Here is a 25,457-nt window from a genome sequence, read left to right as displayed (position 1 = left end):
GATATCAGGGGGTGGACCCCTCCCGGGTGACGCCTCCCCCGGACGGCGGGGGAGGCGCACCGCGGCAGCGGCCGCGGAAGCGGCGGCGGAACCAGGGGTGGGACTAGCGGCGGAACTCGCCGAGCAGGCCCTTGACCAGGGCCGACGGAGCGAGCTCCCGGGGGGCCGGGCCGGCGTGGAAGAAACCGGCGTTTTCGGCGTCCAGCTTGCGCAGGAAGTCGAAGGCCTTGGAGTCGTGGTCGCCGAAGGCGACGAACTGCCAGTGGATGTCGTGCGCGGCCGCGTCGGCGAGTGCCTGACGGGCGGGCTGCCGGTTGTCCGGGGCGCCGTCCGTCTGGAACACGACGAGCGCCGGGCCCTCGGCCCCGGACTTCTCGTAGTGGGCGACGACCTCTTCCACCGCGCGGTGGTAGCTGGTGCGGCCCATGTGCCCGAGGCTGGTGTGCAGGGCCTCGATCCGGCCCTCGTGGTCGTCGAGGGTCAGGTCGCCGGTGCCGTCGATGTCGGTCGAGAAGAACACGGTGTGGACCGTCGCCTTCTCGTCGAGGTGCGCGGCGAGCGCCAGAGCGTGGTCGGCGAGGTGCTGGGCGCTGCCGTCCTTGTAGTACGGGCGCATGGAGCCGGAGCGGTCGAGCACGAGGTACACCGTGGCGCGCGCACCGCCCATCCCGCGGCCGCGCAGCACGTTGCCGGCGGCCTTGTACGCGTCGCCGAGCGACTGTGCTCGCGTGCGGACCTGGGCCAGCGTGTGCGCGGGCCCACCGGCCGCGACGGCCTCGGCGTCGTCCTGTACGGCCGTGTCCGCCTGCGCGGCAACCGGCTCGGCCTCGGTCGCGACCTCGGCCTCCGGCTCCGCGGCGGCGACCGGCTCGGCTTCCGCTTCGGCCTGCGTCCCGGGCTCCGCTGCGGCTTCCGGTTCTGCTTCGGGCTTCGCCTCGGCCTGCGTCTCGGGCGTGGCGTCGGCGACCGGCTCAATTGCCTCGGCGGCGACGGGCTCGGCTTCGGCCTGCGTCTCGGGCTCTGCCTCGGGGGCGGCTTCGGTGACCGCCTCGGTCGCCTCCGCGGAGACCGCGGTCTCCTGCGGCTCGGCCACGGCGGCTTCGGAGGTCTCGGCGGTCTCGGTTTCGGGCGCCTCGGCCTCCGCCTGCTTCTCCGGCTCCGCTTCGGCGGCCTGCGGCTCGGGTTCCGCTTCCGGCTCCGGCTCCGTTTCCGGCTCCGGCTCCGTTTCCGGATCCGGCTGGACCGGCTCTGCCGGAGGCGTCGGCTTCGGGCGGGGGGTGTCCGGTTCGGCGGAGCGGGCTTCGGGGACCACCGGGTCCGCCGGCGGGGCCGGGGCCAGGTCGACGACGCCGCGGGGCGCTTCCGCGACCGGGGCCAGGACCGGCTCCGGGTCGCGCGGCGCGGACTGCGGCGGCACCGTCGGGTTGTCGAAGGACGCGGCCACCAGTTCGGCGGCCACGTCCAGCGGGTTCTTGCCGTTCGCCGGGGCCGGCGCCTGCGCCGGGACGGCCGGTTCGCCGCTCCGCTCGGCCTGGGCCGGGAGCGCCGGCTGCGGCTGCTGATCGGTCCCCGCGGCGCCGGTGGTCTCCGCCTCCGTGCGCTCGCGGCCGAACACCTTGCGCAACAAACTCCGAATACCCATGGGCGAGGCCTTTCGCATGAGCTGGGGTGCGATGTTTGTCCGTACTGCGGGGTGATGGGGGAAAGATCCCTGCCCAGAGTGGACACGTAAGGTTATCGGTCCCACGCCCAGTTACCAGGAAGGGGCGCCCCAAACGTGACCTTCCGTGGCGCGCGACCCGAACTCCCGCTTCGACGTGCCGGATTCACCTTTCGTTCATCCGGCAGCCGCCGCAGTGGCGCAACACCGTCCTAGCGTCACGGCTGGATTCATTCCGACACGCTGTCGGCGCAGGTGGTGCGTCGCCGTGTAGTTACCGGAGGACATACGTGCGCAAGCTCCTGCCGCTCATCAGCACCCCGCATGCGGGCGGTCGTTCCGCGCTCACCTGCCGCTACCGGTGTGGTGACGCCTGCTTCCACGAGGTACCGAACACCAGCGACAACGAGTACGCCGGTGACGTCATAGCCCGCACGCTCTCGCGCCGCTCGATGATGCGCGCCGCGGCCGTCGTCACCGTCGCCGGCGCCGCCGGCACCTCCGCGGTGCTCGGCCAGGGCGGCTCCCCGGCCGTCGCCGCCGAGGGCGCGAACGCCGCCACCGCGGCCGGTGCCGGTGCGGGCGCAGCCGACGGCGCCCGCGGTCTCCGCTTCGCCTCCGTCGCGCCCAACACCGCCGACCAGGTCACGATCCCCGAGGGCTACGCCCAGAACGTCGTGATCAAGTGGGGCGACCCGATCCTCCGCGGTGCCCCGGCCTTCAACGCCGACCGGCAGACCGCCGCCGCCCAGGCCGGTCAGTTCGGCTACAACAACGACTTCCTGAGCCTGCTCCCGTACGGCAGCTCCTACGAGCGCCGCCAGCTCCTCGTGGCGAACCACGAGTACACGGACGAGCACCTCATGTTCAAGGGCTACGACCCTCAGAACCCGACCCGCGAGCAGGTCGAGATCGCCTGGGCGGCGCACGGCCTGTCCGTGGTCGTCGTCCAGGAGGACCACCGCAGCGGCAAGCTCACGGCCGTCAGCCGTCACCAGCTCAACCGCCGCCTCACCACGACCAGCGAGTTCCGCCTCACCGGCCCGGCCGCCGGCGGCGACCTGCTGAAGACCTCCGTGGACCCGACTGGCACCAAGGTCTTCGGCACGCTCAACAACTGCGCGGGCGGCACCACCCCGTGGGGCACCACCCTCCACGGCGAGGAGAACTTCAACCAGTACTTCGCCAACGGCGGCACGGTCACCGAGCCGGTCCAGGCCGCGCGCCTCAAGCGCTACGGCATCACCGGCGCCTCCTCCGAGCGCAAGTGGGAGCGGTTCGACAAGCGCTTCGACGTGGCCCAGGAGCCCAACGAGGCCAACCGCTTCGGCTACGTCGTCGAGCTCGACCCGTACGACCCGCAGTCCACCCCGCGCAAGCACACCGCGCTCGGCCGCTTCAAGCACGAGGCCGCCCAGCCGCGGCTGACCGACGACGGCCGTCCGGTCATCTACATGGGCGACGACGAGCGCTTCGACTACTTCTACAAGTTCGTCTCGAGCAAGCGGATGAAGAAGGGCAAGTCCCGCGCCGCCCGCGAGCACAACCTGACCCTGCTCGACGAGGGCACCCTGTACGTCGCCAAGCTGACCGGCGACTCGCCCGCCGACCAGATCGACGGCAGCGGCAAGTACCCCTCGGACGGCCAGTTCGACGGCACCGGCGTCTGGATCCCGCTGGCCACCGGCAACGTCTCGCACGTCGAGGGCTTCACCGCCGAGGAGGTGTACGTCTTCACGCGCCAGGCCGCCGACAAGGTGGGCGCCACGAAGATGGACCGCCCCGAGGACGTCGAACCCTCCCCGCGCACCGGTCGCGTCTACGTCGCGCTGACCAACAACAGCAACCGCGGCAAGGCCGGCCAGCCCGGTGCCGACGAGGCCAACCCGCGCAACCTGAACAAGCACGGCCAGATCCTGGAGCTCGCCGAGAGCTTCGACGACCCGGCGGGCGACGCCTTCGCCTGGCGCCTGTTCCTGGTCGCGGGTGACCCCAACGACCCGGCCACCTACTTCGCCGGCTTCCCCAAGGACCGGGTCAGCCCCATCTCCTGCCCGGACAACGTGGCGTTCGACCCCCACGGCAACCTGTGGATCTCCACCGACGGCAGCCAGCTCGGCTCCCACGACGGCCTGTTCGGCGTCGCGACCGCCGGTGAGCGCCGCGGTGAGCTGAAGCAGTTCCTGACCGTCCCGCGCGGCGCCGAGACCTGCGGCCCGATCATCCAGGACAAGCGCGTCCTGGTCGCGGTCCAGCACCCGGGCGAGCTCGACGGCGCCTCGGTCGAGAACCCGCAGTCGGTGTGGCCCGACGGACCGGGCAAGATCGTCCGCCCGTCCGTGGTCAACGTCTGGCGCAAGGACGGCCGCAACATCGGCGTCTGATCGCCCGCCGCACACTGCCGAGTTGAGGGGTGTTTCACGTGAAACATCGTGAAACACCCCTCACTTGCACCCGGGCCTCGGATGTCCCCGCGCTCAGCTGCCGTCCAGCGGGATGCGGACGGGCAGCCTGAGCGTGGTCAGCGCACCCCCGTCCGGGGCGTTGGCGAAGCTCAGGGAGATGCCCAGTACGGCAGCCTGGCCCACCACGATGGTCAGGCCCAGCCCGTGGCCCTTGCCGCGCCCCGGGTCGCCGGTGCGGAACCGCTTCGGGCCCTGCCGGATCAGCTCTGCCGGATAGCCGGACCCGTGGTCCCGGACCGTCACCACGGGGCCGTTCACGGTCACCACCACGGGCGGCTTCCCGTGCTTGTGCCCGTTGACGATCAGGTTGGCGAGGATCCGGTCCAGCCGCCGCCGGTCGGTGAGGACCACGGCCGGGCGGGCGATCCGCACCTCCACGGCCAGCCGCGTCGCCCCGACGATCCGCTCGACCGCCGGGCCGAGTTCACAGCGGTCCAGTTCGGCCTGCTCCACCCCGGAGTCCAGCCGGGAGATCTCGAGCAGGTCCTCGGTCAGCAGGTGCAGCGCCTGGAGCCGGTCGTTGATCATTTCTTTCGGCCGGCCCTCGGGGAGCAGCGAGGCGGCAGCGATCGAGCCGGTCAGCGGGGTGCGCAGTTCGTGCGCCACGTCCGCCGTGAACCGCTTCTCCGCCTCCAGCCGGTTCTGCAGGGTCTCCGCCATCGTGTCCAGCGCGATCGCGACGTCCCGTACCTCGTCGCGGTGGCGCCGCCCGTGTCCGGCGCCGTCCGCCGTGAACCCCACCCGGGCGTCGAGGTCCCCCTCGGTGATCCGGCGGGCCACCGCGGCGGTGCGGGCCAGACGCCTGCTGATCCGGCCGGCGAGGAAGAGCCCGGCCAGCGCCACCATCCCGGCGGCGAGCAGGGCGGAGGCGAGGATCGCGGTGTCGATGGCCCGCAGCCGGTCGCGCGTGCCGGCGTACGGGATCCAGACGGCCAGCGCCCTGCCGTCGGCGGGTCCGGCGGCCCACATGACGGGCTCGCCCCCGTGCGTGCCGACCATGGTCCCGCTGTGGCCCTCCGCGACCAGGCGGCGCAAGGGGCCGGGGAGTCCTGGCGGATCCACGGCACTGTGCACGTCGCCGTGCGAGGTGCCGTACGCGTAGTGCCCCAGCGCGTGCTCGAACTCGCTCCGCACGTCCTTGCGCACCTCGCCCACGAGCTGCCGGGCGACCACGTTGTGCACGAGGATGCCGAGGACGGCGGCCACGGCGCAGCACACCGCCGTCGTCGTGGCGGCGATCTTCCAGCGCAGGCTGCTCGTCCGTCGCACCCGGGCCCCCGTCAGGTCCCGCTCCGGGGACAGGGCTTCGACGCCTCCTTGAGCGACGGGCAGTCGTCGAGGGTGAGCTGCTCCAGGGCCATGGCGCCCTGTCCGGGGTCCCACACGTAGTCGGAGACCGAGACGAGCGCCGGGTTGGAGGTCGGCTCGCGGACGGCGAGGTGCTCGGCGGCGACCTCGACGCCCTCCAGGACCCCGCGCCGGTCCAGGACCCGGGTGATCCGGCCGTCGCGCACGGAGTAGACGCGCAGCTCGCTGAGCCGCCCGTCCACGTCCACCGCGGTGATCAGCTCGTCCTTCCCGTCGCCGGTCAGGTCGTGGAAGACCGGCGGGCGCACCGGGCAGTCCCCGGCCGGGTCGCCGTTCGCGGGACAGAGCGCCAGCCGCTGCACGGCCCGCGGGTCCACGAGCCGCCCCGTGCCGCCGTCCTCGCGCGCGGCAGAGGTGATGTCGGCCCGGACGATGCGCAGGACGTCGCTGCCGCGCATGTCGCCGCCGGGAACGGGCGGCAGTCCGGGCACGGCGGCCGGGTGGCCGGGGAGCCGGCCGGTGCCGGGCGGAGAGGGGTGGACGTCCTTCCACAGGGCCTGCGGGGCATGGACCTCGCCGAGGTCGCCGTCGTCGCGCAGCCCCTCCACGTCGGCGCAGCCGGCGAGCCCGGTGAGCCCCGTCAGCAGGGCCGTCAGGCCCGCGAGGCTGCCGGCGCCGGTACGCAGGAGGGGGTGCCGCATGGTCCGATGCTCCCCCGTCGGGCGGCATTCGGCGCCGGTGGAGCACCCATCCGGGGGACGGGGGCACGCCGGGAGGCGGGCGTCAGGCGCGCGTGCCGTCCGGCCGGCCCGCGGGGGAGGCGAGGGCGCGGGCGGCGGCCACCTCCTGGTGTACGGGCGCGAGCACGCCCTCGTCCTCCGTGTCCGCATCCGCAGCGGGGCCGGGGCCCGTCCCGGCCGGTTCGGGGCTGCGGCGGACCTCCGCGGCCAGCGCCCGCAGCTGTGCGGTGATCTGCCCGACCTCGTGCCGGTGCGGCGGCTCGGCCCCGTGGTTGACCCGGACCCGCGCGGCGGTGGTCGCGTCCACGATCCGCTCCACGGCGACGACCAGCGGGTACCAGGCGGCTGCCCGCTCCCCGGTGGGCGGCGGCTCGGTCAGGGCGCGCTGGAACTCCGACCGTACGGCGGACAGGTCGCGGTAGATCCGCCGCCGGGCCTGTACCCGGGTCACCCGGGCGGCCCGGAGCGCGGCCTCGGTGCCGGTGAGGGTCCCGAACGCCTGCTCCACGTACCGCGCGGCATCGTCGACGGCGTCGGCCAGCCGGTCCCCGATACGGGTGTGCCAGCTCTCCGGCCAGAGCAGGTAGCCGGCGATCAGGACGATCGCGCATCCTATGAGGCTGTCCAGCAGCCGCGGCCGGATCAGGTCGAAGCCCTGGTGGTTGAGGAGGTCGGAGAGCAGCAGGATCACCGGGGTGATGGCCGCGGTCTGGAACGCGTACCCCTTGGCGGAGACGGCGGGGATCAGGGCGCCGAGCACCACCATCACGGGTACGTCCCACCAGCCGCGCGGCACCTCGGCGAGCACGGCGGCTGCGATGACCAGCCCGCCGGCGGTGCCCAGGGCGCGCAGCACGGCCCGGGAGAACACCGAGCCGAAGTCCGGCTTGAGGACGAACGTGACGGTGAGGGCGACCCAGTAGGAGCGCTCGATCTCCACCAGGGAGACCAGCGCCTGGGCGAGACCGATGCACAGGGCCAGGCGCAGTCCGTACCGCCAGGATGCGCCGGAGAGCACCATGCCGCGGACGGTGCGGCGCACCCGCACCCGCAGCGCGGCGGGGCGCCCGAGCCGGTCGTCGACGTTGTACGGATCGGGCTCGGCGAGGTACACGGTCCGGGCCGCGTGCCGCAGGGCGGCGTCGATGGCCCGTTCGGCGGGCCCGTCCGGCGGGGCGGGCAGTCCGATGACGGGGACGCCGGTGCGGCCCTCCTCGACGGCATCGGCCAGGTCCCGGACGGCGGCGGGGATCTCGGGCGGCAGCGGCCGGCCGCGCAGATGGGCGGCGGGGGCCGCTTCGACGAGCGGGATGACGACGTTGAGCTGGGCGAGCATCCGCACCAGTGCGGGACTGCGCCCGTCCACCCGGGTCCGCCGCGCGAGCACGAGGTCGTACGCCTGGTTGAGGGCCTGGGTCACCGCCTGGCGGCGCTCCTCGTACCCGGGGCCGCCCGCGGCCTCCAGCAGCCCGGCCAGGGACCGGTAGGTCGCGGCGACGGCGGCACGTTCGGGCTGCCGCCCGCGCAGCGGCCAGCCGAGCAGGGTGAGGAGGAGGACGAACAGCCCGCCGGCGGTGAGCAGTACCGGGGCGGTCCACCACGGCCGGGGCATCGCCAGGCCCGCCCCGACCACGGCGTTGAGCAGGAGGAGCAGTCCGGAGACCGAGGCGACCGTGCCGACCGAGGAGATCATCCCGGAGACCAGGGCGACCAGCGTCAGGACGCCGACGGCGAGCCAGCCCTCGCCGTAGACGAGGGTGCCGAGGGCGACGCCGACCGCGCCGAAGAGCTGCGGCACCGCGATGTTGAGGATGCGCATCCGATAGGCGTCGGCGGTGTCCCCGATGACCCCGGAGAGCGCGCCCATGGAGACGAGGGCTCCGTACTCCGGCTCGTCCAGGGCGAATCCGACGGTCAGGGGTGCCGCGAGGGCGATGCCCGCCCGGACGACGGCGGCCCAGGGGATGGGCGCGGAGGCCGGCCGCAGGCCGTTGAGGAGCCAGCCGGGTGGGGCGAGGGGGAGCTGACGGGATCGTCCGGGCCGTGCGTGTTCCGTGCCCTGTTCGGTGCTCATTCCGCTTCCGTGCCGCTGTTCGCCGGGGGGACCGCGAAACCGCTTCGCGAATCGTTCCTTCTGGGTATTTCTCTGTTTTTCCAGTCTTTATGCGTGCTTTCAAGCCTATGGGGTGAAGCCGGGCTTCCGGGCCTCACCCGGGGCGCCGGGCACGTCCGGCGAGCCAGGCGGCCAGGGCCACGGCCAGCCCGACTCCCAGCACGATCCAGGCCGTTGTGCGCAGGAACGCCGTCAGCGCGTCGTACACCGCGCCGGCGGCCGCGCGATCCACGTCCGCGGGGAGGTCGTCCAGGGTGAGCCGGCGGCAGACGGCGACGGCGGCGGCGAGCAGCAGCGCGCCGAGCGCGAGGCCGATGCCGGTCGCGGTGAGCGCGCGGGGGCGGTTGCGGGCGATCCCGACGGCCACGAGTGTGAGTACGAGGGTCAGGACGGGAAGCCAGATTCCGGCGATCTGCAGCACGTGGAAGCCCTTCCGGAGCGCGCCGAGGTTCTCGTACTCCATGACCGTGATCGCGGTGCGCGAGACGGGGATGCGGTCCACGAACGGCACGCCGTCCGCGGTGAGGTCCGCCTTGACCTGGGCGATGACGGGGGCGAGGTCGACGCTGACCGAGTTGCCCTCGCCGGTCGTCAGTGCGGTGAGGAAGGCCTCGTGGGCGGCGCGGTTCGCGGTGTTCCACGCCGTCCGGTAGGCCTCGGTCCCGACGAAGGAGCGGACGGCCTCGCCGAGCAGGCTCTCCACCCCGGCCTGGAAGGGGCCGGCGTCGATCTGCCGGGCGATGGCCTCCGTGGCCTGCCGGGCGACCGCGTCGCGCACGGCCGGGTCATCGGCGAGCGGAGCCATCGCGGCGACGTAGCGGTCGTCGTCCCCGATCACCCGGTCCGCCCAGACGGCGACCGCGCTCAGCGGTACGAGCACGGTCAGCAGTACGACCAGCGCCGCGCCCAGTACCGCCGAGAGAGAGATCCGCACGTCACCAGGGAACGGCGCCGCGGGCCGGTGCCGCGACCGCTGCTGCTGCGCCCGGGTGGGGTCCGGCTCCCGTCGGCGTGTCCCCTTGCCCCGGATAATGTGGACATTTAATATCCAGATTATGAAGATGAGCGAGGGCGTGGAGTGGGCGCTGCACAGCTGTCTCAACCTGGCCTGGATCGGCCCGGAGCGGGCGGTGTCGGCGGCCCGCCTGGCGGCGTACCACCAGCTGCCGGCCGCGTACCTCAACAAGCAGCTCCAGGCCCTCGTGCGGGCGGGCATCGTGACGTCCACGCCGGGGCCCCGGGGCGGCTTCCGGCTGGCCCGCCCGGCGGACCGGATCTCGCTCATGGACGTGGTCGCGGCCGTCGAGGGGCCCGAGGAGGCCTTCCGCTGTGCGGAGATCCGCAGGCAGGGGCCGGCCGCCGGTCCGGCGGAGGCGTACGCGGCGGAGTGCGCGGTGGCGCACGCCATGAGCCGGGCCGAGCTGGCCTGGCGCCGCGAACTCGCCGGACAGAGCCTCGACTCGATCCGGGAGCAGGCCGAACGGCAGGCCCCGGACGCCCCCGCCCGCCTGCGGGCGTGGCTCGCGACCACGTGACCACAGGCACCACCAGCACGACCTGGCACGGCCCGGCACGACACGACACGACCGCGAACGACCGGAGAAGGCAATGACGCGCAGCATCACCAACCCGGCAGCCCTGCACGACCCGACCGGATTCGGCTACAGCCACGTGGTCTCGGCCCCCGGCGAGCAGGTCTTCGTCGCCGGGCAGTACGGCTCCGACGAGACCGGCCACGTGGTCTCCGACGACTTCGCCGCCCAGGTCGAGCGGGCCTTCGACAACCTCCGCACCGCGCTCGGGAGCGTGGGCCTGGGCTTCGGGGACGTGGTCCGCATAGGCACGTACGTCGTCGGCCACGACCAGGAGAAGCTGGGGGTCCTCACCAAGGCCCTGCACGGCGCCTGGGGCACCGAGCTGCCCGCCCAGACGCTGATCGGCGTGGCGTCGCTCGCGCTGCCCGGCATGCTCTTCGAGATCGACGCGGTGGCCGCGCGCGGGGCCTGACCCGGACGGGTGATCCACTTGCCGGGCGGCAGGCGCGGGTGTGCCCTGGAGGGTGGGGGAGGCCAGGGCTGCTCTCGCATCCCTCGAAAGAAGGAGCCCGACATGGCACACGCGGCACCCTCCGCCGGCGCCCGGCACCTGGGCAACATGCGGAACCTCAGCACCGGAGCCTGGCTGCGGCCGCTGCTCCTCGGCCTCGTCTACGGGGTCTGGGCGGCCTTCATCAACCGGCAGATGGGCCCGGTGGACGCCGGGAACGTCTTCTACGGAATCCTCTGCGGAGCGCTCTTCGCGGGGATGCTGTTCCTGCTCGCCAGGGTCGGCCCGCAGCTGCCCCAGGAGCTGCGTGCCGCGGCGTACGGCGCCTTCGCGGGCATCGCGATGGGCTACCTGCACAGCCAGACCAACGAATCCGTGCTGATCTCCACGGGCATCGCGCTGGCCGTCGCCGCGGCCGTGACGGCCGGCGCCTTCTACCGCTACCACACCCGCGAGCCCTGACGGGGTGACGGCGAGGACGGCCCGGGGGTCCGAAAGCCGCCCGGAACGGTACTTTCGGCCGGGCGGCCGGGGTCCAAAGCCCCACGCCCGAAGGGCGGCGGCCACCGCACACTGAACACGGCGCCGGTTCCCGCGCCCCGTGGTCGAACCTCACGTGACCACTCTCCGTTGCCGAGGGCACGGGAACCGGCGCCTCCCCCTGCCTACGCGCAGTCGAGCGGTTCCTCGTCGTGCTTCTGAGCGTGCGTCTGCGCCCGCGTCTGGGCGTGGGTCTGCGCATGGGGCTGTGCCGGGGCCGGAGCGGGCTCCGGGGAGGCGGCGCGGGTCTGCGGGCGGGGGGCGCAGCGCGCGGCTTCCGCGCGCAGCATCGCGTGCAGTGCTGCGAAGGGGTCGAAGGGCATGGCCGATTCCTCGCTGTGTGGGGGGTGAGGGGTGTGCGCGGGGGTGGTTCGCACCCTCAGCAGCGCAGCACCGTGCACCGCACCACCTGCACGGACTCCGGAATCCGGGCCGGTGAGGAGGCCGGGGAGGCGGCGCGCCCGCCTTCCGCAGGGCCCGGGACCCGTACCTTCGCCCGACGCGGCGGGGCGGCCTGACGCCCGGCGGTCCGTACGGCCACGCGCTGTTCGGCGTCGGAAGCCGGATCGCTCTGTCCCTCGCGCCCGTCCCGGCCCTCGCCGGGGAGTTCCGCGGGGGCCGAGGCGGGCCGCGGTTCGGCGCCGGAGGACCCCCCGGGGGCCGCGGCGCAGGCGTACGCGCCCGCCGTGCCGAGCAGGGTCAGCAGCACGACGCAGGCAGCCGCCAGCCACCCCGTCGACGCGTACCGGATCCTGCTCATGTCAGGGATCTGCCCGTATCGCAGCCCTCCCTGCCCGCCGCGGCCCCAGAACCCCCCGACCGGCTCAGGCTCCCGCGGCCGCCGTGCCACCGGACGGGTGACGGCCGCGCCGTCCGCCGTACGGCACGTCCCCGGGGCCGGGCCGGGCCGGGCGGCCGGGCGGGGCGGCCGGGCGGGAAGGGTCCGGAGCCACGGATCCCCTTCCTAGGCCGCGGCCAGCCCCAGGGTCACCGCCGCCGCGCCGACGAGCACGGCGGCGACGTGCATCGCCGTGTGCCCGTAGTCCCGGAACACCAGCTGGCGTACGAGTCCGCCGATCGCCGCCAGCGTGGTGACCACGGCTAACTGCGCCACCAGTGGCACTTGGAGCACGGGTACGAGCAGGAGCAGGACGGCGTTCACCCACAGCGGCCCGGTGCCCGTCCAGCCGTGCCAGTACCAGTAGTTCCGGCCCGCCATCGGGTCGATCATGCCCAAGCCCCCCGTAGTAGAACGACGCTGTGGGCACACAACTCTCAGTGCTCACAGCGCCGTTGTACCGGAAGGAAGGCGATCAGGCAGCAGCCGGGACAGAGGTTGCCGCGGGAGCGGGGGCGAGCTGCCGCTCGGCGAGGTGCCCGAGCACCAGTCCGATCCCGGCCCACAGGGTCGCCTGGATGGCCAGCGAGGCCAGCCGGAAGTCCCAGATCAGCGTGGCCGGGAAGCCCGCCGGGACCTCGTTGACCGACGGCAGGAAGGCGTACGCCAGCCCGATCGCGACCACGAAGAACACCCCCGCGGCCACGGTCGCGTTCCAGTTGCCCAGGCGCGGTGCCAGCCTGCGCCCCAGCACCACCGCACCGGCCGACAGCAGCACGCTGAGGGCGATCATCAGCAGGTACAGCGCGGTACGCCGGCCCGCGGTCTCGGGATCGCCCACGGCCGGCGGGTTGGCCGGGTACTTGAAGAACGGCACGAGGGTCACGGCCGTGAACGCGCCGAACGCGACCAGCGCCGCCGTCGCCCGCGGCCCGAACCGGCCGACCCGGCCGAGGACGAAGCACAGGGCCAGCGCCGCGATCCCGCCGAGCGCGACACCGTAGAGCAGGACGCCGGTACCGAGGCCCGCGGTGGACTGGAGGGCCCGGCTGACCGGGGCCTCCTCGCCGTGGCCGTGGCCGCCCGAGGCGTGCGCCGCCGCCTCCTCGATCGCGATGGCGTCGTCGACCCGGGGCTCACCGAGGAAGTAGGACACCAGGAGCGCGAGCACGCCGGCGGCCAGACCCGCCAGCATGCCGCGCACCAGGAGGGATCTCACCGAAGAAGAATTCACAGTCGTCGCGTTCCTCGTCGGTCAGTGGCAGGGGAAGCCGAGCAGGTGGCGGCCGTCGTGCAGCCACTCGTGGACCGTCTCGCCCTCGAAGAGGGCGGTGGCGCCCTGCTCGGCGCCGACGAAGTAGAGCAGGACGAGCATCAGGACCCCGAAGAACACCGCCCACGGGGCCAGTGTCCGCAGCGGGATGGGGGTGAGGGCGTCCGTGGTGTGCACGGCAGGCAGGCTGGACTGAGCCATGGCAGAACCTCCAGGGGGAACACGCGTCCCGGTCGTGTGGTGCTCTGAACGACGGCTACGGGTCTGACTTTCCTCCCGGCAGGGAGAGGTACACAGTGGCGCGACCGTGCCGGATTTTCACCGGTGCTTCCGTCGTACCGTCGTCATGTCGTCCGAGACCGTACCGCTGCCGTGGCTTGAACACCACGGCGCGCGCGGTCCGTCTCACGCCCCTGGTCCCGCCACCTACGCTCTCCGCATGACGAACGCCCCGGTACGCGTCCGGCTCCTGACCCCCGCCCTGGCGCCGGGGTTCCGCTTTCCCGCAGCGCAGGCGCCCCCCGGCGCCCCGCTGCTGCGCGGCCCCGACGCGGGGGAGTGGACCGGCCGGACGCTGGACGAGGTGGCGGCCGAGGACCCCGCGGGCGTCCGCAGCTGGCTCACCGACCCCGCGTACGCCCCGCCGGGCGGCGAGTCCGTCCAGGCGCTGGTCGCCCGGGTCGGCGGCTGGCTGGACGGGCTGGAGCCCGGCACGGTCCGGGTGGAGGTGGCCCAGGCGGTCGTACGGGCGGCCGTGGTGCACGCCCTGGAGCTGCCGGCCCGTACGTTCTGGCGGCTGGACGCACGACCCCGCACGCTCACCGAACTCAGCGGGCGCGCGGGGCGGTGGAACCTGCGGCTCGGCAGCCCGTCCGACGAGGGTGCCGAGGCGGTGGCGGGTTAGGCGGTGATCCAGTCGCTGGTCGCGATGACCGGCTGCACGCCGTCGCGGTGGATGGTGCCCTCGATCAGGCCGTACATCCGGTCGGCGGCGTAGTAGACCTCGTTGTCGTTCTTGAGGCCGAACGGCTCCAGGTCGACCAGGAAGTGGTGCTTGTTGGGAAGGTTCAGCCGGACCTCGTTGACCCGCGGGCAGTTGTCGAGCACCCGCTCCGCCATCTGGTTCAGGGTCTGCTGGAGCGAGTACGAGTAGGTCTCCGCGAACGCCTCGAGCAGGTTCTTGCGGACCTTCTTGTACGCGCGGTCCCAGTCCGTCTCCTCGTCGGTGGCGGCGAGGTTCGAGTGGGCCCAGCGCGCGGTGACCTTGGTGGCCAGGATGCGGTCGTACGCCTCCTGCAGGGTCGTGTACTCGTCCTTGATGTAGCCGTGGAACTCGGAGTTGGTCGAGTTCATCACCGTCAGGTCCTTCAGACCGGACAGCACCTGCAGACCGCTCGTCTCGCTGTACGTGATCTGCGCGGTGCGCACCTCCTGGCCCTTGCGGACGAAGGAGTGCTGCTCCTTGCGGGTCGGTACGGGGATCCGCTCCCAGGCGTACTCCTCGATGCGGATCTGCGCCTCGCGGATCGGCTCCTGCGAGGAGACGAAGTGCTTGGCGAGCAGGATGCCGAAGGCCTCGGGGGAGGCGATGCCGTGCTCCTTCCCGAAGGCGTACACGGTGTTCTTGGTGGTGTCCGTCGGCAGACAGTTGGCGTTGTCGCCGGTCAGGTGCACGTCCCGGAACTCGCCGCGCAGGGCCACGGAGACGTTGAGGTCGCGGATCTCGTGCCAGGAGCCGTCGCTCCCCTTGCGGGTGACCTTGACGATGCGGTTCTCGGCCTTGCCGTACTGGTTCTGCGCGAGGACGTGCTTGCCCATGGTGTCTTCCTTCGGGTCACGGAGTCCGGTCGTCTGGATCCCGTACGCCCGGCGTCCGGCGGGCTCCGGAGTGCTCCGCGCGCCGCCCCCCGCCGTCCGGCCCCGGAGGACCGCCCCGGGACTGACGTGCATCCCGGTTCGTAGGTGCTGTTCGGATTGCAACACGGCTGCGGGCCGAACGGAGGGGTGCGGATCGTCCGACAATCGGCGCACGCGGTTCGGCGGACCCGCCAAAGGCCGCCGCAGACCCGCCCCGGCGGCGTGCCCTGCCGCGATGCGGAATCGGAATTCGGAACCCGGGATCCGGGAAGCCCTGGTGTGGTGGCGTGCGGTCCGGGTAGCCGGGAGGTATGTCCCGTTATGGAGGAGACAGAGGCAGCGACGACCTGCGACACGGCCGCATCGAAGTGCAGGGTGATGTCAGCATGTGACGCGTGCGCACACGGCACGTGAGCGTGTGAGGTGGCCTATCCCGGGAGGGTTGTCGGATGGCGCAGGAAGCCGACGGAGCACGGTTCTCGGTCGATGCCCGGCACGAGGGCGACGTCCTGGTGCTGGCACTGGCCGGGGAACTCGACCACGACACGGCCGGGGTGCTGCGCGACGCGCTCGAAGCGGCCGTCGACACCAGCCCGGCACGCCTGCTCGTCGACTGCGCGGAACTGGGGTTCTGCGACTCGACCGGCCTGAACGTTCTCCTGCGGGCCCGGCTCGCAGCCGAGGCGCAAGGCGGCCGGCTGGAGCTGGTGGCGCTGCGGCGTCCGGTGGCGAGGATGTTCCGGATCACCGGTGCGGACGGAGTTTTCCCGGTCCACGCCGACTTGGCGGAGGCGCTGGACCGGCCCCCGTCGGACTAGCTCCGCGAGCGGCCCCGAGCGGCCCCGAGCGGCAGGAAGAAGGAGACGGCATGTCGGAGCAGACCAGGCGCCTGCTGCTGCACGGCGCGAGTGGGGTCGTCGCCCGCTGCCGCGATTTCACCCGGCAGGCCCTGGCGGACTGGCACTGGCTGCCCGGGAGCGAGAACGGCCACGCGGGGGGTGACGGACACTACGCGGCACACGCGGAGGACGAGGAGCGCTGGGCCGTCGTGGACGACGTCCTGCTCCTCGTCTCCGAGGTGGTGACCAACGCCTGCATGCACGCCGGCGGCCCCAGCGAGCTCGTCCTGCGGCACACCGACGGGATGCTGCGGATCGAGGTCAGCGACGGGAGCCTCGAGCAGCCCCGGCCGCGCCCGGCCGGCGACCCCGCCCTGCCGGGAGGTCACGGGCTGTTCGTCGTACGGCGCCTCGCCCGGGACTGGGGTTCGGTATCTCGCGCGGACGGCAAGACCGTGTGGTGCGAGGTGCCGAATCCGCTGGCGGGTCGGCCAGCAGGTCCCCGCGCAGTGTCTCCAGGGTCCTGCTGAGCAGCCGCGAGACGTGCATCTGGGAGATGCCGAGCCGCGCGCCTATCTCCGCCTGGGTGAGCTCCTCGCCGAACCGCAGCGACAGGATCGCCCGGTCGCGTTCCGGCAGCTCGGCCAGCAGCGGCTTCAGGGCCTCCAGCCACTCGATCCGCTCGTACGCCGCTTCCTCCGCGCCCGGCGCCCGGATCGCCGGGTCGCCGTCCTCTTCCTCCGGCGCGGGGGCGTCGAGGGAGCGCGCGGAGTAGCCCTGCGCTGCTATCCGGCCCTCGGCCAGCTCTCCGGGCTCCACTCCGAGCCGCTCGGCGAGCTCGGCCTCGGTGGGGAGGCGGCCCAGCCGCTGCTCCATCGCGTCCGAGGCCTTGGCCGCGTCGAGCCGCAGCTCCTGGAGCCGCCGCGGGACCTTCACGCACCAGCTCGTGTCACGGAAGAAGCGTTTCATCTCGCCGGTGATCGTCGGCAGTGCGAACGACGTGAACTCCACGCCCCGCCCGACCTCGTACCGGTTGATCGCCTTGATCAGGCCGATCGTGCCGACCTGGACGATGTCCTCCATGGGCTCGCTGCGGCTGCGGAACCGCCGCGCCGCGTACTTCACGAGGCTCAGGTTGAGCTCGACCAGGGTGTTGCGCACGTACGAATAGGCGGCCGTGCCCTCCGTGAGGACGTCCAGGCGCCGGAACAGGACCGCGGACAGGACCCGCGCGTCGGCCGTGCTCACCTGCACCGGATCCTCGGGGATCTCCGGCAGCTCCGGGACTTCGGAGAGGTCGGGGACTCCGGGCAGGGCCGGGGCTCCGGACGGCTCCGGGGCGGGACCCGGAGCGTCGGTATGCAAGGGGTCTGCGTGGGCTCGGGCGACGGGAGACATGAGGTTCCTCCGCTCTCCGTGCGAATGGCGACGTGGTCCGACGTTGATATACCCCGCTCAGGGGCCTCCGACCCGTTCTCGTGACACAGTGGAACAAATGCCCACGGATGCGAACAGACGCTGACCGGTCCGGCGCTCTAGCCCGGCGCGCCTCCCCGGTCGGCGCTGCTCACAGCGCCGCGTCGAACCGGGAGAGGTCCTCGATCAGCCGTTTCAGGAGGGGGGGCGGCAGGGTCTCGTCGAGCAGCTCGCGCAGCTGGGCCGTGTGGGCCGCCAGCGCCGCGTGCAGCTTCTCCTCCCCGAGCGGTGTGTGCCGCAGCAGGAAGGCGCGCCCGTCGCACGGGTCGGGCTCGCGGCTGATCAGGCCCTTGGCCAGGGCGCGGGCGACCAGGCGGGTGGTGCCGCTGGAGGTCAGGCCGATGGCCTCGCCGAGCGGTGCGGCCTGCGCGGTGTGGCCGGGCTGCTGCCACAGCCGCAGCAGCAGCTCGAACTCGGCCCCTTCGAGGCCGGACGCGGCCATGAACACCGGCCGGGTGCGGTTCTGCAGGACGTGGACCACCCGGCTGAGGTGACCCAGCAGCTGCACGCCCTCGGCCGCGGCGAGCCGGTCGATGCTGTCTCCCATGCGGTGATCCTCCCAGCAGTGATCCTCCCGCGCACAGTCAGGTCGGAGCAGTCTCGAGACGCCCTTGAGATACCTGCTTAGGCAGGTATCCTCACTCGTATGAGTGACTTCGCCCGCGTCCGCCGCACGCCAGGGAGCCCCCTGGCGCCGACCGCCCCGGCGCTTCCGGCTTCCCCGGACGCGCCCCGGGCGCTCCGGCCGCCGCTGCGCCTGGTCCTCGTCCTCGGCGCGCTGTCGGCCTTCGGCCCGCTCAGCCTGGACATGTACCTCCCCGGACTGCCCCGGCTGGCCGCGGACTTCGGCGTGGGCCCGGCCGACGCGCAGCTCACCCTGACCGCCTGCCTGCTCGGTCTGGCCTTCGGTCAGTTGGTGGCGGGCCCGCTCGCCGACCGCTGGGGCCGCCGCCGTCCGCTGCTGTGGGGCCTGGCCGGGTACGCCGTGGCCTCCGTGCTCTGCGCCTTCGCCCCCACCGCGACCGCACTGACCGGACTGCGGCTGCTCCAGGGCCTGGCGGGCGGCTTCGGCATCGTCATCGCCCGCGCCGTCGTCTCCGACATGTACGAAGGGCCCGCGGCCGCCCGGGTGTTCTCCCTGCTGATGGTGGTCAACGGCAGCGCCCCCATCCTCGCCCCGCTGGCAGGCGGCCAGCTGCTGCGCTTCACGGACTGGCGCGGGGTCTTCTGGGCCCTCTCCCTGATCGGTACGGCCATCCTGGCCGGAGCGGCGTTCGTCCTGAGAGAGACGCTCCCGCCGGGGGAGCGCAGCACCGGCGGACTGGGCCAGACCGTCCGCGGCTTCGGCGCCCTGCTGCGCGAACGCCGCTTCCTCGTGCCCACGTTCACCGCCGCGTTCGCCTTCGGCGCCCTCATGTCGTACATAGCCGGATCGCCGTTCGTGCTCCAGGAGGTCTACGGGCTCAACGCGCAGCAGTTCAGCCTGGCCTTCGGCGCCAATGCCCTCGGCATCGTGGTGTTCGGTCAGGTCAACGGCCGTCTGCTGCGCCGGTACCCGATGCGGCGGCTGGTCGGCTGGGGCGTGGCCATGTGCGGCACCGGGGCGGCGCTGCTGCTGGTGTCGGCCCTGGCCGGCTTCGGCCTGCCCGGGGTACTGCCCGCCCTGATGCTGATCGTCTCCAGCATCGGCCTGATCGCCCCGAACACCGCGGCGATCGCCCTCGCGGGACGCCCGCGCACGGCGGGCGCCGCCTCCGCGCTGCTCGGCCTGTTCCAGTACTCCACGGGCGGGCTGACCGCGCCCCTCGTGGGCCTGTCGGGCGCGGTCTCCGCGCTGCCGATGGCCCTGGTGATCACCGTCTGCGCGGCGCTGTCGGCGCTCACCTTCCTGTTCGGGGACCGCAGCGGGGACCGCGAGGGCACGCGCGCCCCCGTCCGAGACCGCGGCTGACGCTACTCCCCGGCAGCCGCGGCCGCCGCTGCCGCCTCGATGAGCTCGCCGTACCCGACGAACAGCCGCAGGCGCGGTTCGTCCGCGGCCCGGCCGGCGGCCTCGGCCGCCAGCAGGCGGGTCCAGGCGCGGGCGGCCAGGGCACGCGCCCGGGCCCCCGCCCACTGCGCGGGCAGCAGTTCGGGCGGCAGCAGCGGATCCGGTTCCATCGCCTCGGTGAAGGCGGCGGCGAGTCCGACGGCGTGCACGAGGCGCGCGGTGTCCGCGTCGCCGCCGGAGCCCGCCCCGCCGTCCGGCCCCTCCGCGGCGAGCACGTCCTCGGCGAGCGCGGCAAGCGCGTCGTACCGCGCCGCGATCTCCGGCAGCGGCCACAGCGCGGCGGCGACCGCACCCGGCTCGTGCTCCCCGCCCACCTGGAGGTCGCGGCTGGTCATGAGGGTCAGCGCGGACCCGATGCCGAGCCGGGCCGCGGCCTCTTCCACGTACACGCCGATCCGGTGCGGGCTGACGTACAGCCCGCCCTGGACGGCGGCGGCCCCGAGGCCGGTCACGGCCTCGCGCAGCGAGTCGCGGGCCGCGCGCCGCGCCTCCGGCACGGCGAAGGCCATGAGCTGCCAGGTCCCGTCCCAGGGCGCCTCCCCCCGGTCCTGCCGGTAGGCGAGGTGTACGTACGCGACGTTCGCGGCGATCTCCCCGGCCGCGCCGGCGGTCCGCAGCACGGCCTTGCGGCCCCGTCCCTCCTGGATGAACCGGCCCTCCGTGACGAGCCGTTTGATGCACAGCCGCACCTGCTGGTCGGTCATGCCGAGCGCTTCGGCGACGCCGTACAGCTCGCCCGAGTCGACGGTGCCGTCCTCGCGGACGAGGGCGTGCACGAGCAGCCGGGTGGGGATCTCGACGGTCATTCTCAGGCTCCGGTTCCTACGGTGCGGTGCATGGTGGTGACGGCCCCGAAGCCCATCAGGCGCCGGAGGTACGGCGTCTGCTCGGTCCGTACGGCGGTGAAGCCCCGGCGTTCGTACAGCGCCCGGGCGCGCGGGTTGACGTCGATGACGTCGAGCCGGACCTCGGTGCAGCCGTGCGCGGCGGCGACGGCGTCGATCTCCCCGAGCAGCCGGCCGCCGATCCCGTGGCCGCGGAAGTCCGCGTCGACGGCGATGCCGTCCATCACCAGCTGCCCCGGGGCCGGGGTGCGTTCGAGGAGGGCGAGCAGCGGCAGCCGGGCGAGACCGCCCAGGATGCCGTACGCGCGCAGGACGTCACCGGCGCTGCCGCCGGTGAGCCCGTACCCCCCGAGCCGGAAGCCGGCGACGCCGACGATCCGGCCGTCGGCGGCGAGGGCGGTCACCGCCCGGTCCCGGTGCAGATGGGCGGCGATGAAGGCGCGCCCCCGGCCGGGAGGCCCGAGCGCCGAGCCGAGCTTGCGCCCGAAGGCCTCCCAGTAGAGCTCGGCGACCCGCTCCTCGCCGCCTTCCGGCACCCCGCGCCTGATCTCCATGGGATGAGTGTAGTACGTTCGAGCGGGAAACGATCGTTTTTGATTCGCTAGGTTGGGTTAGGGGGCGGGAGCGTCCTCGTCCGTCACGGGGATGCTCTGCGAGACCGGAACGGCCGCCGCGACCGGAACGGTCACCACCACCGGTTCCGCCGCCTGGGCCGGGACGTGGCCGTTCGAGCCGCTCTCGCTGTGCCGGCTGCTCTGGCCGTTCTGGTTCATCGACGCCAGCAGCTGACGGGCCAGGCCCAGCCCGGTGCCTCCCATGGTGAGCGCCTTGGCGAACATCTCCGACATCCCCTCGGCGCCGTTGAGCAGCACCATGTGCTCCACGTTGCCGAAGGCGCCCGCGCCCGCCTCCACGATCTTCGGCCAGTTCTCGGCGAGCTGCTGTGCGACCACGGCCTCCTGGTTCTCCGCCAGCGCCGCGGCCCGCGCCTTGATGGCCTCCGCCTCGGCCAGGCCCCTGGCCCGCGCCGACTCGGCCGCCGCGAGCCCCTTCGCCTTCGCGGCCGCCGCCTCGGCCTCGCCGGTGGCCCGGGTCGCCGCGGCCTCCGCCCGCCCGTGCGCCTCGGTGGCCTGCGCCTCGGCCACCGCCGCGAGTTCCGTCTCGCGCGCCTTGGCCTGCGCGGCCGAGATCCGCGCGTCCCGCTCCGCCTCGGCCATCGTCCGCTTCTCGTACGCCTTCGCGTCCGCAGGCTTGCGCACGTCCGTCTGGAGCTGCTGCTCGCAGCGCTGCGCCTCCAGCTCGGCGACGCGGGTCTCCTGGACCACGACCTCCTGCCGGGCCGCCGCGTCCGCGAGCGGACCGGCCTGCTGGGCGGAGGCCTGCGCCTTGTCGCGTTCGGCCTGGTAGCCGGCCTGGAGGATCTCGCTGTCCCGGGTGGCCTCCGCCATCCGCGCGGCTGCCGCCTGCTCGGCCTCCGTCGCCCGGCGGTTGGCCTCGGCCTGCGCGATGCGCGCGTCCCGCTGGACCGCTGCGGCGTGCGGCATTGCGAGGTTCTTGATGTAGCCGGTCGGGTCCTCGATCTCGTGGATCTGCAGCGAGTCGACGATCAGGCCCAGCTTCTCCATCTCCGTACCGCATGCCCCCCGGGTCTGGCCGGTGAGCTTCTCCCGGTCGCGGATCATGTCCTCGACCGTCAGCCCGCCGACGATGGCGCGCAGATGGCCCGCGAAGACGATGTGCACCCGCTCCGGCATGTGCTTCTGCTGGTCCAGGAAGCGGCGGGCCGCATTGGCGATGGAGACGTAGTCGTCCCCGACCTTGAAGATGACCACGCCCTTGACCCGCAGCGGGATGCCCTGCTGGGTGACGCAGTCGACGGACAGCTGGGTCTCGTTGAGGTCGAGCGAGAGTTTGCGCACCGCCTGCACGCCGGGCAGTACGAGGGTGCCGCGCCCGGTGACGATGCGGAAGCCCATGCCTTCGCCCAGGCCTTCGGTCTTGTGGGTGGATCCGGAGATGATGAGTGCTTCGTTGGGCTCGGCCACGCGCCACATCAGCTTGAACAGGCCGATCAGAAGACAGATTCCGGCGAGGATCGCTCCCGCCACGACGCCGACGAACATCGGCATTCGCCCCCTTCGCGCAGTGCCGTTCGGCACCGACCAGGGCGAGTGTGCGCCCGGCCGGCGCCGGGGGAGAAGGTCCCGGTCCGGCCTTGTCGCAGTGTTGATACGAAAGCCGGCCGGTAAGCCGACTCGCCTGCCGCGGCGGGGAGTTGTCCGTCCGCGCCGCTTTCAGCTGCCGTAGGCGGCGAGGACGTACACGGTCCGCGGCGGCATGTACTCCACCACCGTCACCACGGTGCCCACCTCGATCCGATCGCCGCTGCTCGCCGCGTACGCGAGGAAGTGCTCGGCTCCGCCCCGCACCCGGACGATGACCTCCCCCACCAGCCCCGGCCCGACCGTTCCGGTCACCCGCCCGATCGTCCCCACCATGTCCTCGCCCATGCGGGGAGGCTACGGGGGCGTCGGCCCGGCTGTCTGCCGGGTGGCCCCGCCGGAGCGGCTGCGGGTGTCCACAGGGCTGTCTAGTGGAAGTACGCGGAGGCCGCGGGGGTCGTGAGCAAGGCGATGACGAGGGCCGAGCCGAGGGTCGCCAGCGGGAAGCGGAGCAGGACCAGGGGGCGCAGCCAGGAAGGGAACCCGGAGCTCGCGGCCGCGATGAGGGCCGGTACGTCGACGGTACGGGCGGCGGGGTCCTCGGACCTCGCGAAGGCGGCGGCGGTGTAGCGGGTGGCGAAGACCTGGCCGGCGGTGATGAAGCCGACGACGAGCAGGACGAGCGGTTCGACGATCCAGGAGGCGACGCGGCCGGTCTCGCTCGCGGCGAGGTTGAGCGCGGCGAGCGCGGTCAGGCAGACGCCGATGCCGAGCGCGAGGACGAGCTCCCGGGTCTTCTCCTCGAACCTGATCCCGTGCCGGTCGAGGACCGAGGCCGGGTGGCCCTGCCGGGCCAGCTCCGCCTCGGCGGCCCGCTGTGCGGCGCCTCCGTGGACCCGGACGACGAGGGGGATGACGAAGAAGAGCGCGGCCAGCAGGAGCTGGAGGGTGACGGCGGCGGCGACGGACAGCGGCATGGCGGAGCTCCTCGTGGGTGCGTGGAGAGGGCGTGCGGGCGTACGGGCGTGTGGATGTACGGGGTCTACGGGCTTCGGCCGCGGCCTAGTTGAGGCCCAGCAGGACCAGGGCGGCGGCGGACCCGGCGAAGACGACGGCGTGGCGGAGGTTCTGGAGGTACGGCATCACCCAGGTGGGGAAGGCGCTTTCGGCGGCCTTGAGCATGGCCGCGACGTCGATGCGCTGGAGCTCGGTGTCACCGGACTTCGCGAAGTGCGCGGAGACGGACCGGGTCACGGTCAGATTCGTGTAGAGGATCACGCAGTTGACCAGGAAGACGACCGGCTGGAGGTACCAGGACAGCGTCTCGCCCCAGGAGTTCCCGGTCAGGTTCAGCACCGCCAGCGTGGTCATCACCGCGGCGATGCCGACGGGAGCCGCGGTCTCGTGGCCGCCGGCGTCGAGCCGCATTCCGTTCTCGGCCATGACCGTGGTGCGCACTCCCTGGCGGCCCAGCTCTGCTTCGACAGCGGCCTGGGCGGCGGGCCCGTAGCGGTGGCGGACCAGCGGGATGCTGACGAAGGCGAGGGCGATGAGGAGCTGGAGCACGGCGGTGGCGGCGGACACGGGGTCTCCTTCAAGGGGGGCGGGCGGCGAGCCCGGGGCTGTTGAACTAAGTGCAAGAGCACTGTAGGCGGAGACTTGAACTAAGTGCAAGACCTACTTGCACTTAGTTCATCTATGCTGTGCCCATGTCCCGGAACACGCTGACCGCAGAGCAGATCGTCGCCACCGCCATCGAGCTGCTGGACGCAGAAGGCCTCGACGGCCTGAACATGCGCGCGCTCGGAGGGCGGCTCAACTCCGCCGCGACGGCCGTCTACTGGCACGTCAAGAGCAAGGACAACCTCGTCCGGCTGGCCTGCGACGAGGTGTGGAAGGAGGTCGGGCTGCCCGACCTGGACACCCTCGACTGGCGCGAGGCGGCCACGCGGATGGCCACCGGCCTGCACGCGGTGATGACCAGCCACCCGTGGATGGTCCAGGCCCTGGCCGGCCACCTCCTGTACGGCCCGGGCAAGGCCCGGGTCGACGACCACACCCTCGCCCTCTACGAGAAGGCCGGCTTCACGGAGGCCGAGGCCGACCAGGCGGCCGCCACGGTCTTCACCTTCGTCCTGGGCAACGCCGCCGGGGCCTCGGCCACCGTCGCCCTGACCCGGCGCCTGTCCCTCAAGGGCGCCGACCCCGAGGAGCTGATGCGCGACACCCTCGCCCAGGCGAGCGAGATCGCGATGGAGTTCCCGCGGCTGCGCACCCGCCTCCAGGCCGCCGCTGCCACGGACTACAACGGCGCCCCCGACAACAGCTTCGAGTTCGGCCTCCACGCCATCCTCGACGGCTTCGAAGCCCGCCTCGCCGCCCGCGCCGCCGGCTGATCCCCGGCGGCCGGCCCGCAGGCCCTACGGGCTGATGCGGACCAGCGCGAGGGTGATGTTGTCGGGCCCGCCGGCCTCGATCGCGGCCTTCCACAGCTCGAAGGCGGCCTTCCCGTCGTCGTGCACCCTCAGCACCGCCTCGATCTCCTCGTCGGGCAGCGGGTCGGTCAGCCCGTCGCTGCACACGAGGTACCGGTCGCCCACGGCCAGCGGGAACACCGCGATGTGCGGCGTGATGTCGCTGTGCGCGCGGCTGCCGCCGAGCGTCTGGGTGACGGCCGAAGTGGTGCGCTCGCCCGGGGCCGGCGGCGGGCTGTCGTCGACGCTGACCTGGCGCAGGCGGTCGCGCGCCGCGTGGAACACCTTGCTGTCGCCGACGTTGAACGCCACCAGCGAGTCCGGGAGGACCAGGACGCCCGCGACCGTCGTCCCCATGGTGGCCAGCTCCGGATGGCCGTCGGCGGCCGCGTGCACCTCGTGGTTGCACAGCAGCAGCACGTCACGCACGACGTCGGCGCTGTCCAGGGCCGTCCCGAGGGCGGCGAGCCGGCGGACGGTGAGCGCGCTGGCCACCTCCCCGCCCGGATGCCCGCCGAGGCCGTCGGCGACCGCGACGACCAGTGGTCTGCCGAGCGGGAACAGCAGCGTCTGGGGGCTCTCGGTCACCGTGCTGCACAGCGTCCACGGGCCCACGGCGAGGCTGTCCTCGTTGTGCTCGCGGATCAGCCCGGCATGGCTCAGGGCGGTTACGGCTACGTACGGCACCTGACGGTTCCGCCTCTCCACAACGGCCGGCGCGTCCCCTGCCCATTGTCCCGCTCCCGCCGCGGTGAAGCGCCTTGACCTCAA

Annotated in this window: 28 protein-coding genes and 1 pseudogene; 9 read left to right on the top strand and 20 right to left on the bottom strand. The window is 73.1% G+C overall.

Translation table 11 applies throughout. From position 1 onward, the window contains the following. Positions 1–103: 103 nt before the first annotated feature. Positions 104–1,642, bottom strand: a complete 1,539-nt coding sequence (locus tag ACZ7H1_RS33015) for a VWA domain-containing protein (protein ID WP_470791685.1) — start codon at positions 1,640–1,642, stop codon at positions 104–106. Positions 1,643–1,950: 308 nt separating this feature from the next. Between ACZ7H1_RS33015 and ACZ7H1_RS33010 the strand changes: the two genes are divergently transcribed. Further along, positions 1,951–4,044 (top strand): PhoX family protein, encoded by a 2,094-nt coding sequence (locus ACZ7H1_RS33010; RefSeq protein WP_470791684.1) that lies wholly within the window; start codon positions 1,951–1,953, stop codon positions 4,042–4,044. A 93-nt stretch (positions 4,045–4,137) separates the two neighbouring features. On the opposite strand, the gene ACZ7H1_RS33005 is transcribed toward ACZ7H1_RS33010, so the two are convergent. The 4 genes from ACZ7H1_RS33005 to ACZ7H1_RS32990 form a co-directional block, all read right to left on the bottom strand. Then, positions 4,138–5,394: a sensor histidine kinase gene (locus ACZ7H1_RS33005; protein WP_470791682.1), complete on the bottom strand. Its 1,257-nt coding sequence runs from the start codon at positions 5,392–5,394 to the stop codon at positions 4,138–4,140. An 11-nt stretch (positions 5,395–5,405) separates the two neighbouring features. Continuing rightward, complete coding sequence (locus ACZ7H1_RS33000) at positions 5,406–6,134, bottom strand: hypothetical protein (RefSeq protein WP_470791680.1); 729 nt, start codon at positions 6,132–6,134, stop codon at positions 5,406–5,408. A gap of 82 nt (positions 6,135–6,216) precedes the next feature. Then, positions 6,217–8,247 (bottom strand): FUSC family protein, encoded by a 2,031-nt coding sequence (locus ACZ7H1_RS32995; RefSeq protein ID WP_470791678.1) that lies wholly within the window; start codon positions 8,245–8,247, stop codon positions 6,217–6,219. Between the two features lie 133 nt (positions 8,248–8,380). Next, positions 8,381–9,220 carry a hypothetical protein gene (locus ACZ7H1_RS32990; RefSeq protein WP_470791676.1) on the bottom strand — a complete coding sequence of 280 codons (840 nt, stop codon included), beginning with the start codon at positions 9,218–9,220 and terminating at the stop codon, positions 8,381–8,383. Positions 9,221–9,347: 127 nt separating this feature from the next. Here ACZ7H1_RS32990 and ACZ7H1_RS32985 point away from each other — a divergent pair, with 127 nt between their 5' ends. The 3 genes from ACZ7H1_RS32985 (at position 9,348) to ACZ7H1_RS32975 (ending at position 10,794) form a co-directional block, all read left to right on the top strand. Continuing rightward, entirely contained in the window at positions 9,348–9,821 is a 474-nt protein-coding gene (locus ACZ7H1_RS32985) for an RrF2 family transcriptional regulator (RefSeq protein ID WP_470791697.1), read from the top strand. Between the two features lie 73 nt (positions 9,822–9,894). Beyond that, complete coding sequence (locus ACZ7H1_RS32980) at positions 9,895–10,293, top strand: RidA family protein (RefSeq protein WP_470791675.1); 399 nt, start codon at positions 9,895–9,897, stop codon at positions 10,291–10,293. A 102-nt stretch (positions 10,294–10,395) separates the two neighbouring features. Further along, a complete protein-coding gene (locus ACZ7H1_RS32975; protein WP_470791673.1) occupies positions 10,396–10,794 on the top strand; it encodes a hypothetical protein in 399 nt (132 codons plus the stop codon). A 203-nt stretch (positions 10,795–10,997) separates the two neighbouring features. Here ACZ7H1_RS32975 and ACZ7H1_RS32970 read toward each other — a convergent pair whose 3' ends face one another. The 5 genes from ACZ7H1_RS32970 to ACZ7H1_RS32950 form a co-directional block, all read right to left on the bottom strand. After that, a complete protein-coding gene (locus ACZ7H1_RS32970) occupies positions 10,998–11,195 on the bottom strand; it encodes a hypothetical protein (RefSeq protein WP_470791672.1) in 198 nt (65 codons plus the stop codon). A gap of 56 nt (positions 11,196–11,251) precedes the next feature. After that, positions 11,252–11,632 (bottom strand): hypothetical protein, encoded by a 381-nt coding sequence (locus tag ACZ7H1_RS32965; RefSeq protein ID WP_470791670.1) that lies wholly within the window; start codon positions 11,630–11,632, stop codon positions 11,252–11,254. A 204-nt stretch (positions 11,633–11,836) separates the two neighbouring features. Continuing rightward, positions 11,837–12,103, bottom strand: coding sequence for a hypothetical protein (locus tag ACZ7H1_RS32960; RefSeq protein ID WP_470791668.1), 267 nt, complete (start codon positions 12,101–12,103; stop codon positions 11,837–11,839). An 82-nt stretch (positions 12,104–12,185) separates the two neighbouring features. Then, entirely contained in the window at positions 12,186–12,944 is a 759-nt protein-coding gene (locus ACZ7H1_RS32955; RefSeq protein WP_470791667.1) for a CbtA family protein, read from the bottom strand. Positions 12,945–12,965: 21 nt separating this feature from the next. After that, positions 12,966–13,184, bottom strand: a complete 219-nt coding sequence (locus ACZ7H1_RS32950; protein ID WP_470791665.1) for a CbtB domain-containing protein — start codon at positions 13,182–13,184, stop codon at positions 12,966–12,968. Between the two features lie 238 nt (positions 13,185–13,422). On the opposite strand from ACZ7H1_RS32950, the gene ACZ7H1_RS32945 reads away from it, so the two are divergent. Continuing rightward, the gene (locus tag ACZ7H1_RS32945; protein WP_470791663.1) at positions 13,423–13,887 is read left to right on the top strand and encodes a histidine phosphatase family protein; all 465 of its coding nucleotides are present in this window, start codon (positions 13,423–13,425) and stop codon (positions 13,885–13,887) included. Here the strand turns inward: ACZ7H1_RS32945 and pucL are convergent. Continuing rightward, positions 13,884–14,801 carry a factor-independent urate hydroxylase gene (gene pucL, locus ACZ7H1_RS32940; protein WP_470791662.1) on the bottom strand — a complete coding sequence of 306 codons (918 nt, stop codon included), beginning with the start codon at positions 14,799–14,801 and terminating at the stop codon, positions 13,884–13,886. The two genes, ACZ7H1_RS32945 and pucL, sit on opposite strands and share 4 nt — an antisense overlap. A 488-nt stretch (positions 14,802–15,289) precedes the next feature. On the opposite strand from pucL, the gene ACZ7H1_RS32935 reads away from it, so the two are divergent. Both ACZ7H1_RS32935 and ACZ7H1_RS32930 read left to right on the top strand, forming a co-directional pair. Beyond that, entirely contained in the window at positions 15,290–15,658 is a 369-nt protein-coding gene (locus tag ACZ7H1_RS32935) for an STAS domain-containing protein (RefSeq protein ID WP_470791661.1), read from the top strand. Positions 15,659–15,708: 50 nt separating this feature from the next. Beyond that, positions 15,709–16,080, top strand: a pseudogene (locus ACZ7H1_RS32930) (ATP-binding protein); the annotation flags it as partial. On the opposite strand, the gene ACZ7H1_RS32925 reads toward ACZ7H1_RS32930, so the two are convergent. Both ACZ7H1_RS32925 and ACZ7H1_RS32920 read right to left on the bottom strand, forming a co-directional pair. Continuing rightward, positions 16,001–17,077: a SigB/SigF/SigG family RNA polymerase sigma factor gene (locus ACZ7H1_RS32925; protein WP_470791659.1), complete on the bottom strand. Its 1,077-nt coding sequence runs from the start codon at positions 17,075–17,077 to the stop codon at positions 16,001–16,003. The pseudogene ACZ7H1_RS32930 and the gene ACZ7H1_RS32925 sit on opposite strands and share 80 nt — an antisense overlap. A gap of 169 nt (positions 17,078–17,246) precedes the next feature. Beyond that, positions 17,247–17,702 (bottom strand): MarR family winged helix-turn-helix transcriptional regulator, encoded by a 456-nt coding sequence (locus ACZ7H1_RS32920; RefSeq protein WP_470791658.1) that lies wholly within the window; start codon positions 17,700–17,702, stop codon positions 17,247–17,249. Between the two features lie 99 nt (positions 17,703–17,801). Between ACZ7H1_RS32920 and ACZ7H1_RS32915 the strand changes: the two genes are divergently transcribed. Next, positions 17,802–19,106: a multidrug effflux MFS transporter gene (locus ACZ7H1_RS32915; protein ID WP_470791656.1), complete on the top strand. Its 1,305-nt coding sequence runs from the start codon at positions 17,802–17,804 to the stop codon at positions 19,104–19,106. A gap of 2 nt (positions 19,107–19,108) precedes the next feature. Here ACZ7H1_RS32915 and ACZ7H1_RS32910 read toward each other — a convergent pair whose 3' ends face one another. The 6 genes from ACZ7H1_RS32910 to ACZ7H1_RS32885 form a co-directional block, all read right to left on the bottom strand. Continuing rightward, positions 19,109–20,011, bottom strand: a complete 903-nt coding sequence (locus ACZ7H1_RS32910; protein ID WP_470791654.1) for a PaaX family transcriptional regulator C-terminal domain-containing protein — start codon at positions 20,009–20,011, stop codon at positions 19,109–19,111. A 2-nt stretch (positions 20,012–20,013) separates the two neighbouring features. After that, positions 20,014–20,604 (bottom strand): GNAT family N-acetyltransferase, encoded by a 591-nt coding sequence (locus ACZ7H1_RS32905; RefSeq protein ID WP_470791652.1) that lies wholly within the window; start codon positions 20,602–20,604, stop codon positions 20,014–20,016. A gap of 57 nt (positions 20,605–20,661) precedes the next feature. Further along, a complete protein-coding gene (locus ACZ7H1_RS32900) occupies positions 20,662–22,179 on the bottom strand; it encodes a flotillin family protein (RefSeq protein ID WP_470791650.1) in 1,518 nt (505 codons plus the stop codon). 165 nt (positions 22,180–22,344) lie between these two features. After that, a complete protein-coding gene (locus tag ACZ7H1_RS32895) occupies positions 22,345–22,560 on the bottom strand; it encodes a hypothetical protein (RefSeq protein WP_470791648.1) in 216 nt (71 codons plus the stop codon). An 80-nt stretch (positions 22,561–22,640) separates the two neighbouring features. After that, positions 22,641–23,189: a hypothetical protein gene (locus tag ACZ7H1_RS32890; RefSeq protein WP_470791646.1), complete on the bottom strand. Its 549-nt coding sequence runs from the start codon at positions 23,187–23,189 to the stop codon at positions 22,641–22,643. Positions 23,190–23,274: 85 nt separating this feature from the next. Beyond that, entirely contained in the window at positions 23,275–23,796 is a 522-nt protein-coding gene (locus ACZ7H1_RS32885) for a hypothetical protein (protein WP_470791645.1), read from the bottom strand. A 125-nt stretch (positions 23,797–23,921) separates the two neighbouring features. On the opposite strand from ACZ7H1_RS32885, the gene ACZ7H1_RS32880 reads away from it, so the two are divergent. Next, positions 23,922–24,608, top strand: coding sequence for a TetR/AcrR family transcriptional regulator C-terminal domain-containing protein (locus ACZ7H1_RS32880; protein WP_470791643.1), 687 nt, complete (start codon positions 23,922–23,924; stop codon positions 24,606–24,608). A 24-nt stretch (positions 24,609–24,632) separates the two neighbouring features. On the opposite strand, the gene ACZ7H1_RS32875 is transcribed toward ACZ7H1_RS32880, so the two are convergent. Continuing rightward, positions 24,633–25,373: a PP2C family protein-serine/threonine phosphatase gene (locus ACZ7H1_RS32875; protein ID WP_470791642.1), complete on the bottom strand. Its 741-nt coding sequence runs from the start codon at positions 25,371–25,373 to the stop codon at positions 24,633–24,635. Positions 25,374–25,457 lie beyond the last annotated feature (84 nt).

The organism is Streptomyces sp. NPDC037401 (assembly GCF_055602345.1).
Note: the sequence above shows the minus strand (reverse complement) of the source record. Positions and strands in the feature narration are given on the sequence as shown.

Bases quoted from the DNA above. Each gene is read 5' to 3' on its own strand.
- ACZ7H1_RS33015 (WP_470791685.1), bottom strand. From the start codon at position 1,642: ATGGGTATTCGGAGTTTGTTGCGCAAGGTGTTCGGCCGCGAGCGCACG.
- ACZ7H1_RS33000 (WP_470791680.1), bottom strand. From the start codon at position 6,134: ATGCGGCACCCCCTCCTGCGTACCGGCGCCGGCAGCCTCGCGGGCCTG.
- ACZ7H1_RS32995 (WP_470791678.1), bottom strand. From the start codon at position 8,247: ATGAGCACCGAACAGGGCACGGAACACGCACGGCCCGGACGATCCCGT.
- ACZ7H1_RS32985 (WP_470791697.1), top strand. From the start codon at position 9,348: ATGAGCGAGGGCGTGGAGTGGGCGCTGCACAGCTGTCTCAACCTGGCC.
- ACZ7H1_RS32980 (WP_470791675.1), top strand. From the start codon at position 9,895: ATGACGCGCAGCATCACCAACCCGGCAGCCCTGCACGACCCGACCGGA.
- ACZ7H1_RS32975 (WP_470791673.1), top strand. From the start codon at position 10,396: ATGGCACACGCGGCACCCTCCGCCGGCGCCCGGCACCTGGGCAACATG.
- ACZ7H1_RS32970 (WP_470791672.1), bottom strand. From the start codon at position 11,195: ATGCCCTTCGACCCCTTCGCAGCACTGCACGCGATGCTGCGCGCGGAA.
- ACZ7H1_RS32965 (WP_470791670.1), bottom strand. From the start codon at position 11,632: ATGAGCAGGATCCGGTACGCGTCGACGGGGTGGCTGGCGGCTGCCTGC.
- ACZ7H1_RS32960 (WP_470791668.1), bottom strand. From the start codon at position 12,103: ATGATCGACCCGATGGCGGGCCGGAACTACTGGTACTGGCACGGCTGG.
- ACZ7H1_RS32950 (WP_470791665.1), bottom strand. From the start codon at position 13,184: ATGGCTCAGTCCAGCCTGCCTGCCGTGCACACCACGGACGCCCTCACC.
- ACZ7H1_RS32945 (WP_470791663.1), top strand. From the start codon at position 13,423: ATGACGAACGCCCCGGTACGCGTCCGGCTCCTGACCCCCGCCCTGGCG.
- pucL (WP_470791662.1), bottom strand. From the start codon at position 14,801: ATGGGCAAGCACGTCCTCGCGCAGAACCAGTACGGCAAGGCCGAGAAC.
- ACZ7H1_RS32935 (WP_470791661.1), top strand. From the start codon at position 15,290: ATGGCGCAGGAAGCCGACGGAGCACGGTTCTCGGTCGATGCCCGGCAC.
- ACZ7H1_RS32925 (WP_470791659.1), bottom strand. From the start codon at position 17,077: ATGTCTCCCGTCGCCCGAGCCCACGCAGACCCCTTGCATACCGACGCT.
- ACZ7H1_RS32920 (WP_470791658.1), bottom strand. From the start codon at position 17,702: ATGGGAGACAGCATCGACCGGCTCGCCGCGGCCGAGGGCGTGCAGCTG.
- ACZ7H1_RS32915 (WP_470791656.1), top strand. From the start codon at position 17,802: ATGAGTGACTTCGCCCGCGTCCGCCGCACGCCAGGGAGCCCCCTGGCG.
- ACZ7H1_RS32910 (WP_470791654.1), bottom strand. From the start codon at position 20,011: ATGACCGTCGAGATCCCCACCCGGCTGCTCGTGCACGCCCTCGTCCGC.
- ACZ7H1_RS32905 (WP_470791652.1), bottom strand. From the start codon at position 20,604: ATGGAGATCAGGCGCGGGGTGCCGGAAGGCGGCGAGGAGCGGGTCGCC.
- ACZ7H1_RS32900 (WP_470791650.1), bottom strand. From the start codon at position 22,179: ATGCCGATGTTCGTCGGCGTCGTGGCGGGAGCGATCCTCGCCGGAATC.
- ACZ7H1_RS32895 (WP_470791648.1), bottom strand. From the start codon at position 22,560: ATGGGCGAGGACATGGTGGGGACGATCGGGCGGGTGACCGGAACGGTC.
- ACZ7H1_RS32890 (WP_470791646.1), bottom strand. From the start codon at position 23,189: ATGCCGCTGTCCGTCGCCGCCGCCGTCACCCTCCAGCTCCTGCTGGCC.
- ACZ7H1_RS32880 (WP_470791643.1), top strand. From the start codon at position 23,922: ATGTCCCGGAACACGCTGACCGCAGAGCAGATCGTCGCCACCGCCATC.